The organism is Pseudomonas sp. 7SR1 (assembly GCF_900156465.1).
Lineage (GTDB): Bacteria > Pseudomonadota > Gammaproteobacteria > Pseudomonadales > Pseudomonadaceae > Aquipseudomonas.
The window spans coordinates 1438097-1450438 of record NZ_LT707064.1 but is presented as its reverse complement, the minus strand read 5'-3'; the positions used below and the strand labels follow the sequence as shown (position 1 = coordinate 1450438).

Genomic DNA, 12342 nt, shown 5'->3' with positions numbered 1-12342 from the left:
TTCAGGCATGGCAAGGCCCGGCCGCTCGAAGAGCAGCAAGGCTTGAACCATGCAAGGATGTTTAGGAGTGGTTAGAAGCGCGCTTTGGGCGTCGCCACCGGAATCGGATGGCTGCCATCAAGCGGCAGGAAACATCCCTTGTCCGCATCGAAGGCTTTGATCTCGCTGGTCTCGATGTTGTACACCCAGCCGTGGATGAACAACTGGCCGCTGGCCATGCGAGAAGCCACCGAAGGATGCGTTCGCAGGTGCTGCAGCTGCGCGATCACGTTCTCTTCGGTGAGCACGGGCATGGTCTGTTTTTCGTCGCCGCACGGGCAATTGTCGTGGACCATGGTCTTGGCCACTTCGGCGTGGCGCAGCCAGGCCTTGACGGTGGGCATCTTTTCCAGGGTATCGGGGTTGAGTACCGCGCGCATGGCGCCGCAATCGGAATGGCCACAGACGATGATGTGCTGCACCCCGAGGGCCAGCACGGCGTATTCGATGGCGGTGGAGACGCCGCCGTTCATCTGTCCGTAAGGTGGAACGACGTTGCCGACGTTTCGGGTCACGAACAGATCGCCTGGAGAACTATGGGTGATCAACTCGGGCACGATGCGCGAGTCGGCGCAGGTGATGAACATCGCCCTGGGTTTCTGGGCGGTGGCGAGTTTCTTGAAGAGCTCTTCCTGCTGCGGAAAGATCTCGTGATGGAAATGCAAAAAGCCGTCAACAATATGCTGCAGCGCTGCATCGGCGGTTTCCGCCTCGGGTTGGGCTGAAGCCGACGCAGCCAACGGCTGTTTATCCTTGTCACTCATGATTCATCCTCTTTGACGGGGGCCTGTGTGGCCACTAGTGGCTGTTTAAAAAACGTCCAGGTCGAATTGCCCGACCTGTCAGTCACTCGATGGACAAGGTAGCGACCGAAACTTAACTCAAACTGAATCGATGGCTCTAGAACAAGGATTACAGGCATGACCTAAAGTGCAGGTGCGATCATCCTCAGCCCATGTCACAAGGTCAACTTTAATCAAATCAACGACATCTGTCGGCCCGGCGGACAAAAGGCGTCGCAATCGAGATCGTAACCCCCTCGTCGCTCCAGGCCCAGGCGCTTGAGCGCCTTGGCGAACCGTTGGGCCAGCAGGTCGGCGAACGGTCCTTCACCGCGCATTCTCGTCCCGAACCGGCTGTCGTAGAGCTCGCCGCCGCGGCTCTGGCGCACCAGGCTCAAGACATGGGCGGCGCGTTGCGGATAGTGGGCCTGCAACCAGTCTTCGAACAGCGGTGCGACCTCCAGCGGCAAGCGCAACATGATATAGGACGCGCTTTGCGCGCCGGCGGCATGGGCCTCGGCCAGCAGGCTTTCGATTTCGCTGTCATTGATCATCGGAATCATCGGCGAACACAACACGCCCACCGCGATACCGGCCTCGCGCATGACCCTGATTGCCCGCAGCCGAGCCTTGGGCGCCGCCGCGCGCGGTTCGAGAATGCGCTTGAGCTCATCGTCCAGGGTGGTCAGGCTGATCATGACCCTGACCAGGCGCTGTCGGGCCAGCTCGCTCAGCAGGTCCAGGTCACGCAGGATCAGCGACCCCTTGGTGACGATCGTCACCGGGTGACGGTAGCGCAGCAACACCTCGAGGATCTGTCGGGTGATGCGCTGTTCGCGCTCGATCGGCTGGTAAGGATCGGTGTTGGAGCCCAGGGCGATGGGCGCGCATTGATAACCGCGCCTGGACAATTGCTCTTCCAGCACATCGGCGGCGTTGGTCTTGGCGATCAGTTTTGTCTCGAAGTCGAGCCCGGGCGACATGTCCCAGTAGGCATGGCTGGGCCGTGCATAACAGTAGATGCAGCCGTGCTCACAACCCCGGTAGGGGTTGATGGAGCGGTCGAAACCGATGTCCGGTGAGGTGTTGCGGGTAATGATGGTCTTCGCCATTTCGATGCGCACTTCAGTGCCTTGGGTCGGCGGTACTTCCTGATACCAGCCATCGTCCTCGGCCACCGAGCGACTCGGCGCGAAGCGGTTGTGCGGGTTGGCGGCGGTGCCACGACCGCGGGGTGGAAGAGAGGCTGACATGGGGATACTCCGCTAAGCTGTATGTACATACAGTATTCGCTGGAATTCATTTAGACCAGTGCCATTGAGCAGCCCGGCCGAGTCGAGACCCGATCGGGTATCCGTTGACACGGCTTTGACGTCTGGCCGACAGGTTTTTAACCGGCCGGGGCCGAAACTGGACGCCTCGAATCCTCCAGGTCCGGTCGCCCTACATGTTCAAGCTCCATTCATTGTTCTGCCTGGCGTTGCTTATCGCGTTGGCCGAGCCCGCTGCCCAGGCGGCTGACTCCGTTGAGACGCGGCCTGCCGAATGGGCTCGATCGGTGGCGAGGCGCTACGACCTGTATCAGATGTCGCCAACCCTCTACCGCAGCGCCTTGCCGGATGGCTCTGCGGTGCCGTTATTGACGAAGCTCGGGGTCGGCACGGTCATCACGTTCCTGCCCGACTCGGATGCCGATTGGTTATCCACGCCCGGTATAGACCGTGTGCAACTGCCTTACCGCACCAATCATGTCGATGACAGCGACATACTCAGCGCCTTGCGGGCCATCCAGGCGGGTGAAGCCAAGGGGGCCGTGCTGATGCATTGCAAGCACGGCTCCGACCGCACTGGGCTGGTGGCTGCCATGTACCGGGTGGTGGTGCAGGGCTGGAGCAAGGAGGATGCCTTGAACGAAATGACCGAAGGTGGCTTTGGTGACAGTCATCATTTCAAGGACGGGATTCGTTATGTCATGCACGCAGAAGTCAAGAAGCTCCGCGCCGCGTTGGCGAACGGTGACTGCAGTACCAGCGTCTTCGCCCTTTGCTCCCTCAAGAGCTGGGTCAACTCGACTACGACGGCCCAACCCCTGGCCCCGCATCTCACGCTGCCGGGGCAATGATCGCCTCCGATCCGGTAAATACTCTGACGGATTCTGACAGCGGCCGTGAATCGCCGGGGCCGAAGACCGTTTCACGCAGCTCCCGGCCAGTCGTGCCGTTGAACAGTCCGTCGCGCTTGAACCTCTGGAACGTTTTCAGGGCCAGTTCCTTCGACCAGACATAGGCATAGATCCGGGCTGCGTAGCCGGTCACCATGTAATCCAGGGCGTTGGGCCAACGTTCTTGGCCAGTGGTGGGCAGATGCCCCACCTGTGCACTGATCTGGTCGAACACTTGCTGGACGGTCCGCCCGTCGCCGTGGCTTCGGTGCAGCTCGATATCGAACAACGCATTACGCAAGAGCGCGGCGGTTTCCCAGCTGGCCTGGGTGTCGACGAAGGCCAGTATCCGGTCGGCGACTTCCTCGGGCAGCGGTTTTCCGGACGGGTGATGGCTCGACAAGCGGACCAGGCCCTCGCGGGTGAAGCACCACTGCTCGAACAACATGCCGGCGAACTCGCAGGTATCGCGAGAGAGTTCCGTGATGCCCGAAATGTCGCGATATTCTGCCCGTGTCAGCAGGTGGTGCAGGCAATGGCCGAACTCATGGCACAGGATGCGCAGCTGCATATGGTTGAGCAACACCGGCTTGTCGTCGGCAGGGCGCGGCAACCAGCCATGCAGGACCGCGATCGGGTGCCGGGGGCGTCCCTCCGCGGTGATGCGGCGATTGCGCAGTGTGGTGGTGTTGGGATAACCGTCCCGGCCGGGCTCTTCGAAAGGGTCGAAATAGAGATGGCCGATGGTTTCTCCCCATTCCCTGGCTTCGAAAAGGCGAACGTCCGAATGCCAGGTCGGCACATCCCGGCGCTCGATGAACTCCACGCCGAACAGGTCCTTGGCGATCAGCAGCAATTGTGAAAACGTAGATTGCATCGGGAACCAGGCGCTCAGGGCCTGCCTTGAAAGGCCCGTCGTATGCTCGCGGAGTTTTTCCGCCAGGTAGGGGTAATCCCATGGGTGGAGCTCGCTGAAACCTTGCCGGGCGGCGAATGCCTCGAGCTGTTGGGTATCTCCTCTGAACGCGTCCTGGTGCCGTTGGAGCTGCTCGTGCAGGAAGGCCATGACCTGCGCCGTGGACTCGGCTTGTTCCGGCTCGATAGCCATCTGGGCAAAGTCCGTGTAGCCCAGCAAGCTGGCATAGCGACGGCGGTCCTGCAGCAGTTGCCAGAGGACGGGGCCGTTGTCGAACTGACTGGCGTGGGGCCCTCGATCTGATGCGCGTGTGCTGTAGGCGAGGTAGATCTGTTCGCGCAGAAGGCGACTGTCGGCATAGGTTGTGACGATGCCGAACGACTCATCATCGAGCGTCAGCAACCAACCCGGGCGCCCGGCTTCCCGTGCCTGGTTCGCCATTCGCTGCCTGAAACCCTGTGGCAGGCCGCTCAACTGAGCCTCATCGACAAGTGATGTGTTCCAGGCCTTGTTGGCCTGGTGCAAGTGATCGAGAAACAGATTCCGAGCCGTCTGCATTCGCTTTTCCAAGGCGTTCAAGTCTGCCTGGACAGCGTCCGGCAAGCCGTTCAGGCCTTGCTGGCGAAAACGCTGCAGGATCTTTTCCAGGGCTCGCTTTCGCGCGGGTTCGAAGTGCCTGGCGATCTGGCTGTCCGCCAATTGTCGGTAGAGGCGCAACAGATCGGGATTCCTCGCCAGTGATTGCTGGAAGTCGTGTAGCCGCTCCCGGCAGTCCAGTGAGGCCTGGGTCCAGGCGTCATCCGTTCGGGTGGAGGCCAGGGTATCGAGGACGTAGTCGAAGGTTTTCAGGCGCGCATGGATTTCGTCCATGGCCAATACCAGGTCATCCCAGGTGGGAAACGGCGTTTGGGTCTTGATGATCGCGGCCACTTGGGCACGACTTTGCGCAAGGATCCGCTCGAGGGCCGGCAGGAAATGTTTGGCCTGGATCTGCTCAAAGGGCGGCAGGTCATGGGCCTGCAACAGCGGATTGTCATCGTCGCGCATGGGAAACCTTTCTGTCTGGACTGGAGGGACAGTCTGGGCAGGAAGGCGCGCGGGTTGGCGGTATATATGTATCGCCTGCGACCCGGACGGCCCGCAGGTGATACATGACGTGTCAGTCGGTCTTTTTCTTCAACTTGGGATTGGGGAAGAACTGCACCGCCTGGACCTTCGCATCGGGCACCTTGAGCGCCGATGTATTGACCCGGGTACCCAGTTCCTTGGGCACCGACAGGCCTTGTTCGTTGAGCGTATCGGAATAACCGCAAGCCACGCATTCGCGATGTGGTACACCGTCTTCGTTCCACATCATCAGCTTGTCCGGCTCGCTGCACGCCGGGCAGACCGCCCCGGCGATAAAGCGTTTCTTCGTGATCACAGGCCCCTCGCTCATGCTGCCGCGTCCTCGCTCAGGCCGCTATGGCGCAAGAGTGCGTCAATCGATGGCTCGCGGCCACGGAAGTCGACGAACAGCACCATCGGTTCCCGGGAACCGCCGCGGGCCAGAATCGCCTCACGGAAGGCGCGGCCCGTGTCGGGGTTGAGCACGCCGTCCTCTTCGAACTTGGAGAACGCGTCGGCCGACAGGACTTCAGCCCATTTGTAGCTGTAGTAACCCGCCGCGTAACCACCGGCGAAAATATGGGCGAAGCTGTTGGGGAAGCGGTTGTAGGCCGGCGGACGCATCACCGACACCTCGTCGCGCACACCTTCGAGCACCTGCAGGACGTTGCGGCCATCGCCATGGGTGGCGTGCAGTTCGAAGTCGAACAGCGAGAACTCCAACTGACGGACCATCATCAGTCCCGACTGGAAGTTCTTCGCCGCGAGCATTTTTTCCAGCAGGTCCTGAGGCAGCGGCTCGCCGGTTTCGTAGTGGCCGGAAATCAGTGCCAGGCCTTCTGGCTCCCAGCACCAGTTTTCCATGAACTGGCTCGGCAGCTCCACCGCGTCCCAGGCCACGCCGTTGATGCCGGACACACCGGCGTGTTCGACGCGGGTCAGCAGGTGGTGCAGGCCATGGCCGAACTCATGGAACAGCGTGGTGACTTCATCATGGGTCAGCAGTGCCGGCTTGCCGCTGTCGGCCGGGGTGAAATTGCACACCAGGTTGGCGACCGGGCTCTGCAGCACGCCATCGATCGTGCGGCGACGGTCCCGGGCGCCGTCCATCCAGGCGCCGCCGCGCTTGTTGGCGCGGGCATAGAGATCGAAGAAGAAGCGGCCGACGTGCTGGCCGTTTTCCTTGATTTCGAACAGGCGCACGTCCGGATGCCAGCTGTCGAAGCCCTTCAGTTCGGCAATCTCGATGCCATAGAGGCGTTGCACGATGGCGAACAGGCCGCTCAGTACCTTGTCGATCGGGAAGTAGGCTCGCAGGGCTTCCTGGGCCACGCTGTAGCGTTGCTGGCGCAGTTTTTCACCATAGAAACCGCTGTCCCAGCTTTGCAGGTCGGGGCAGCCCTGCTCGGCGGCATAGGCCTTGAGCTGTTCCAGGTCCTGCGCGGCAAACGGCTTGCTGCGCTTGGCCAGGTCGCGCAGAAAGCCCAGGACCTGATCGCTGGACTCGGCCATCTTGGTCGCCAGGCTCAACTCCGCGAAATTGGCGAAGCCCAGCAGTTGGGCCAGTTCCTGGCGCAGGTCGAGGATCTGCTCCATCACCGGGCCGTTGTCGTGCTGGCCGGCGTTGGGGCCCTGATCGGACGCCCGGGTGCAGTACGCGGCGTAGACCTCTTCGCGCAAGGCGCGGTCTTCGGCGTAGGTCATCACCGCGTAATAGCTGGGGAATTCCAGTGTGATCAGCCAGCCGTCCAGTTCCTTGGCCTGGGCTGCGGCGGCCATTTGCGCCTTGGCCGAGTCGGTCAGGCCGGCGAGGGCGGCTTCCTCGGTAATGTGCTTGGTCCAGGCCTGGGTGGCATCCAGCAGTTGGTTGGAGAAACGGCTGCCCAGTTCGGACAGTTTGCTTTGTACTTCGGCGTAGCGCTTCTGCTGTTCGGGCGGCAGGTCGATGCCCGACAGGCGGAAGTCACGCAGGGAATGTTCCAGGATGGTTTTCTGTGCCACGTCGAAGCTGGCGGCTTCGGGGCTGTTGGCCAGCGCCTCGTAGGCCTGGAACAACTCGCGGTTCTGACCCAGTTCCGTGGAGTAGGCACTCAATGCCGGCAGGCAGGCCTCATAGGCCTCGCGCAGTTCCGGGCTGTTGCGAACGGCATTCAAATGGCTCACCGGGCTCCAGGCCGCGCCCAGGCGATCGTTGAGCTCGTCCATGGCCAGTACCAGGCCGGCCCAGGTAGGCTGGTTGCCCTGGGTCTTGAGAATTTCAGCGATGGCGGCACGGTTGTCAGCCAGGATCCGTTCGATGGCCGGTTGCACATGTTCGGCACGGATCGCCGAGAATGGCGGCAGGTCGTAGGGCTGCAAAAGAGGGTTGTTCACGCTCACGGTGGGCACCTTGGCTGGAAGAAACATGGCCCCATCTTAATTACAATCGCCCCTCACCGCAGCTATCAATACAGAAGAGAGAGCCTATCGTGACCCTCCGCACGTACCAGAATCACACCCCGCGGCTCGCCCGTGGCGCTTTTGTCGACAGCACCGCGGTGGTGATCGGCGACGTCGAAATCGGCGAAGACAGCTCCGTCTGGCCGCTGACGGTCATTCGCGGCGACATGCACCGCATCCGTATCGGTGCCCGCACCAGCGTCCAGGACGGCTGCGTGCTGCACATCACCCACGCCGGCCCCTTCAACCCCGATGGCTTCCCCTTGCTGGTGGGCGATGATGTAACCATCGCCCACAAAGTCATGCTCCATGGTTGCTCGGTGGGCAGCCGGGTGCTGATCGGCATGGGCAGCATCGTCATGGACGGTGCGGTTGTCGAAGACGACGTGATTATCGGCGCCGGCAGCCTCGTACCGCCGGGCAAACGCCTGGAAAGCGGCTTTCTGTACGTGGGCAGCCCGGTCAAGCAGGCCCGGCCACTCACGGACAAGGAGCGCGCCTTTTTCACCTACAGCGCAGCCAACTACGTAAAACTCAAGGATCTGCACCTGGCCGAAGGCTACGACCAGGCCTGAGTCGTTCGAACCTTCCATTGTGGCGAGGGCGCCTGCTCTCGCAAACATCGTGACGCTGCCCCAGGAATTGCCATGCATTACCAGACCGTACTCTTCGACCTCGACGGCACCCTCACCGACCCGCGCGAGGGCATTACCCGTTCGATCCAGTTCGCCCTGGGCAAACTGGGCATCGACGAGCCCGACCTCTCTCGCCTGGAACATTTCATCGGTCCACCGCTGCTGCAGGCATTCATACAGTTCTATGACTTCGACGAAGCCAGGGCCTGGGAAGCGGTCAACTTCTACCGCGAGCGCTTCAAGGTCACCGGGCTGTACGAAAACCGGGTCTTCGACGGCGTGATGCCCTTACTGCAAACCCTGGGCGAGCAGGGCCGGCAGCTGTACATCGCTACCTCCAAACCCTGGGTCTTCGCCCGGGAAATCGCCCGGCACTTCGACTTTGCCCGGCATTTCAAGGTGATCTACGGCAGTGAGCTGGACGGCACCCGTACCAATAAAGTCGAGTTGATTGCTCACTTGATGGCTGAGGAAGGCCTGGATCCGGCCAATACCCTGATGATCGGTGACCGCAAGCACGATTTGATTGGTGCCCGCAGCAATGGGCTGGATGCGGCAGCGGTGGGGTATGGGTTTGGAAGCCATGAAGAGTTGAGCGCGCAAAACCCGGCGTTCCACTTCCAGACCTTGGAAGCGTTGCACCAGGCATTCATGCGCGGGTGACAGGCATGCTCCTCAGGTGCTCGTCCGTCACCGCGTGACACGGCCAGGCAACAACGGATAGAGACCAGATTGCCGAGCAGGCGCAGGCAAGCCTGCAGATCAGATGATGGCTCTGCAGGCTGCTTCTGCCAGAAGATCCTTGTATTCACGAGGGCTCTTGCTGACCCTTCCGGAAAGCCAGGCCCGCGAATAGTTTTCTGCAGCACCGATGATGAGCGACGGCAAGAGCTCGGCGGGAATATGGCGGAAATACTCTTTACGACCTTCCACATTTATCCATTCCAGTAGCTGCTTATTGCGCTGTTTGTTACGCGAAAGCAATTGCTGCTGGAACGGGCCGCTTGAAACGGCAAAACGGCTCTGGAACACGAAGCGCGCCATGTCTGGATGCTCATCTACCCACTCGACATAGCTGTGAACCAGGGCAACGACGCCCTCTTGAGCGGTTTGGGCCTTTTGCAGATAGCTGTCGCGCAGGGCGCCTTGATCCTCCAGGGCTGTGAAAAACAGAGTGGCGACAATGCCCTCTTTATTACCGAAATGGTGATAGATCGCCCCCACGCTCGTTTCGCATTTCGCGCGGATCGTTTCGATATTTGTCGCTTCGATACCTGTCTCGTTAAAGCAGGCCAGTGCCTGGCGCAGAATGCTGCGCTTGAGCTCGCCTCGCCTGCCGGGGAAGGCGCGTTCGATCAGATCGTTTGAATGCATAAAGAAAATGCCGGGTTGCCAGAGGCGTAAAGGTACATCGATTGGCGAGGAAAGTGATGCTTGACAGGCCTGGAAAATGCGGAATATTGTTCCGTTACAGAATATTATTCTGTAACTAACAAGAGGAAATCCTATGAGCCAGGCTCTAAGCATGTTTAACAGCGTTGGTCCCGCTGCGTTCAGTCAGCTGGCGTGTCAGATGGCGCCCTACTTCAGCACTATCGCGCCCGAAATTTCCGAGCTGAGCCAGGGGCATGCGGTGGTGAATGTTCCCTTTCGCAAGGAAATCACCAACCACCTGGGCTCGGTACACGCCATCGCGCTGTGCAACGCCGCCGAATTGGCGGGCGGGATGATGACCGACGCCTCCATCCCTTCGGGCGCCAGATGGATTCCCAAGGGCATGACGGTGCAATACCTGGCGAAAGCTAAATCAGATGTTCGCGCCGTTGCGGATGGCAATGGCATCGATTGGGAGACAGCCGGAGACAAGATCGTTCCTGTGGATATCTTTGATGAAGGGAATGTGAAGGTGTTTACCGCGAAGATCACCATGAACGTGAAAACGGCATAGGACCGGCTACGACCTGGGTGTTGCCAAGCTCAGGTCTTTGCAATGTGCACCTGCACGCCAGCTACGTGCAGGTTTTCCATTTGGAGCTTCAGGGTTTCCAGACCCTGGAAAGATCGCGTTTTTCGCTAGAGGCCCTGTTAGTTCTTACAGGTGACGGCCGGTCAAACGGATTGTTTAATCGAGGCCATGATGCGCGTTGGCTTTGTGCACTTTCCAACCTGACCAAGGGAACCGGAAATGGACGTCAAAAGACACTGCTGGGTGGTCCTGCTCTTTGCGTCATACCTGCAACCTACCCATGCTGATACAACGGTTGCACCCGCCGGCCTACCCGAAGGCGAAACGCCTGCGGCTACTGTCCAGCCTCCGGATGTCACGAAGCCGGTGACGGCGCAGGTCTGGAACAGAAGCAAAGTACCCATTGAAGTCAGCCAGAAAGGCCGTTCAAAACAGCCTTATCAAATACATCACCGTAACGGGCGAGCATGGCGCTTGCACTGTGCCCGTCTGCATTTATGTTCAATGAGCCGGGATGCTGGTTCGGCAATGACCGCATTTGGCGGGTCTGTTCTCGCCAGTCATCTGGTCTATAAAGGCTTGGCTATAAGCCCAAAGCATGACTGCCAACAACCGAATGCGAAGTCAGCTCGCTCGCGAAGTGGCCTGCTCCATCAGCGCCTCCAGTGCCGCTTTGCGTTCTTGAGCCCCAAGCCTGCCCAGCTTTTCGACCTCGGTATAAAACGCTAGCCAATCGCCGTCTACCTGCTTGAATAATGCCGCAAAAGCCGGCACCCATCGGCTATACAATCCGAACGGCAACAGTCGCGCGTTGTTCAGCGGCGCATAGACCCACGCGTCGAAGTATTTGTCACCCGCCCATTGGCTGTCGCGCAGGTGTTCATAGTGGGTGCGCAGGCGCTGGAACTCCTGGGCCTTGCGCTGGCGCATCTGCTCGGCCGGTAGAGGTTGGGTGTAGAGCTGTTCGAGCCGCTGACGTGTGTCGAGGACCAGTTGGATGAATTGATCGCGCTGACGCATTCGTTTACCGGTGTCCGGCGCCAGCCCGCGGCTCGCCCGCCATTGGCGAGTGCCTTCCTGTTCGACGAAGGTGGCGAAGGACTCGTTGAATTCCGTGTCGTCCTTTATGTAGAAGCGCTGGTGTGCCAATTCGTGAAAGATCAGCGTTGCCAGGCGCTCATCGCCCCAGTGCATCATCGAACTGAGGATCGGGTCGTCGAACCAGCCTAGCGTCGAATAGGCCTCTACACCGCCAATCGCCACGTCCATGCCCTTCAGGCGCTGCAGCGCGGCCTCGCCACGGGCGGCGCCCTGGCTGTAGTAACCGCGATACGCCACGCAACCGGCGATGGGGAAGCAGTGGGTTTGCGGTGCCAGGGAAAATTCAGGCGTGGCGAAGACATTCCAGACTACGAATGGCCGGCCAATGTCTGCATACAGGCGATAGCTTTGGTTCTCGGGCAGGTGCAGGTGCGAACTGGCGAACTCCCGGGCTGCCCGGGCCTGGACCAGATGCGCCCGTAGTTGGGGATCGCGCGCCGGGTCGGCGATGACCTGGTCGATAGGCTCGCGGGCCTGCAGCAGCCGCAGCTGTCCACCGACGAGCTGGCTGTAGTAACCGGCGCTGGAGCAACCGTTGAGTAACAAAAGCAGGAGGCCTGGAAACAAAATCCGGAAAACGCGGTCGAGTAACCGATGGCTTGAACGCGGCCTGATCAATTGGAATCACCTTGGGAAAAGTCTGACTAACAAGACTATCCCGCCTGCCCGGAGCTTCGCTATGCGCGTCTTGATGCTGACAAGTGGCCTGTTGTTGCTGACCGGCTGTGCCGGTCTGCCTGACCCTGATCCGTCCCAAGCCTGGATCGACCTGGGAAACCAGCAGAACACCGCACTGCAGGCTCTGGAGGTCGATGACATGACATCCGTCGACCGACGCTATTTCGAAGTGCAGCCCGGCAGCCATGAGCTGACGGTGCGTTATCAGTTCGCCGTCGAGCCCGGCAATATCGGCCCGGATGCCGAGCCGTTGTGGCGCGATTGTCGTCTGAATGTGAAGTTCGAGGATTTCAACGCAGGCCAGCGCTATCAATTGCAGGCCGGCAACATTGGATTTCGGCCCTGGGCCAAGCTTTATGACCAACAGCGCAAAGTGGTAGGTCAAGGTACGCCGGCGGGCTGCCAACAAAGCTGATCGGCGCTGTGCCCAGGGCCTGACTGCCCAGGTCCCGGCTCTGTACGCAAAGCCCTGACACTCGTTCATGCTGCGTTGAAAACTGCCTCGCAATGCTCATGGA

Annotated in this window: 12 protein-coding genes; 5 read left to right on the top strand and 7 right to left on the bottom strand. The window is 60.3% G+C overall.

Going from position 1 to position 12342, the window contains the following annotated elements:
• Positions 1-71: 71 nt before the first annotated feature.
• Positions 72-803, bottom strand: a complete 732-nt coding sequence (locus BW992_RS06545; protein WP_072398060.1) for a carbonic anhydrase — start codon at positions 801-803, stop codon at positions 72-74.
• A 212-nt stretch (positions 804-1015) separates the two neighbouring features.
• Complete coding sequence (locus BW992_RS06540; protein WP_072398059.1) at positions 1016-2074, bottom strand: PA0069 family radical SAM protein; 1059 nt, start codon at positions 2072-2074, stop codon at positions 1016-1018.
• A 194-nt stretch (positions 2075-2268) separates the two neighbouring features.
• Here BW992_RS06540 and BW992_RS06535 point away from each other — a divergent pair, with 194 nt between their 5' ends.
• Positions 2269-2943: a phosphatase domain-containing protein gene (locus BW992_RS06535; protein ID WP_076405816.1), complete on the top strand. Its 675-nt coding sequence runs from the start codon at positions 2269-2271 to the stop codon at positions 2941-2943.
• Here the strand turns inward: BW992_RS06535 and BW992_RS06530 are convergent.
• The 3 genes from BW992_RS06530 to prlC all read right to left on the bottom strand — a co-directional run bounded on the left by BW992_RS06530 (position 2924) and on the right by prlC (position 7411).
• The gene (locus tag BW992_RS06530; protein WP_076405814.1) at positions 2924-4945 is read right to left on the bottom strand and encodes a M3 family metallopeptidase; all 2022 of its coding nucleotides are present in this window, start codon (positions 4943-4945) and stop codon (positions 2924-2926) included. The genes BW992_RS06535 and BW992_RS06530 overlap by 20 nt on opposite strands.
• 112 nt (positions 4946-5057) lie before the next feature.
• Positions 5058-5336 carry a YheV family putative zinc ribbon protein gene (locus BW992_RS06525; protein ID WP_024778466.1) on the bottom strand — a complete coding sequence of 93 codons (279 nt, stop codon included), beginning with the start codon at positions 5334-5336 and terminating at the stop codon, positions 5058-5060.
• Positions 5333-7411, bottom strand: a complete 2079-nt coding sequence (gene prlC / locus BW992_RS06520) for an oligopeptidase A (RefSeq protein WP_165888011.1) — start codon at positions 7409-7411, stop codon at positions 5333-5335. Before prlC ends, BW992_RS06525 begins: the two co-directional genes overlap by 4 nt.
• Positions 7412-7473: 62 nt before the next feature.
• Between prlC and BW992_RS06515 the strand changes: the two genes are divergently transcribed.
• On the top strand, positions 7474-8019 hold the full coding sequence (locus BW992_RS06515) for a gamma carbonic anhydrase family protein (protein WP_072398056.1): 546 nt from the start codon (positions 7474-7476) through the stop codon (positions 8017-8019).
• Positions 8020-8091: 72 nt separating this feature from the next.
• Positions 8092-8742 (top strand): HAD family hydrolase, encoded by a 651-nt coding sequence (locus BW992_RS06510; RefSeq protein WP_076405812.1) that lies wholly within the window; start codon positions 8092-8094, stop codon positions 8740-8742.
• Between the two features lie 99 nt (positions 8743-8841).
• Here BW992_RS06510 and BW992_RS06505 read toward each other — a convergent pair whose 3' ends face one another.
• Positions 8842-9453, bottom strand: coding sequence for a TetR/AcrR family transcriptional regulator (locus BW992_RS06505; protein ID WP_072398047.1), 612 nt, complete (start codon positions 9451-9453; stop codon positions 8842-8844).
• Positions 9454-9586: 133 nt separating this feature from the next.
• On the opposite strand from BW992_RS06505, the gene BW992_RS06500 reads away from it, so the two are divergent.
• Complete coding sequence (locus tag BW992_RS06500) at positions 9587-10027, top strand: hotdog fold domain-containing protein (protein ID WP_072398046.1); 441 nt, start codon at positions 9587-9589, stop codon at positions 10025-10027.
• A gap of 642 nt (positions 10028-10669) precedes the next feature.
• Here the strand turns inward: BW992_RS06500 and BW992_RS06495 are convergent.
• A complete protein-coding gene (locus BW992_RS06495) occupies positions 10670-11764 on the bottom strand; it encodes an aminopeptidase (protein ID WP_076405810.1) in 1095 nt (364 codons plus the stop codon).
• A 61-nt stretch (positions 11765-11825) separates the two neighbouring features.
• Between BW992_RS06495 and BW992_RS06490 the strand changes: the two genes are divergently transcribed.
• Positions 11826-12239, top strand: coding sequence for a PA0061/PA0062 family lipoprotein (locus BW992_RS06490; RefSeq protein ID WP_072398043.1), 414 nt, complete (start codon positions 11826-11828; stop codon positions 12237-12239).
• Positions 12240-12342: the final 103 nt, after the last annotated feature.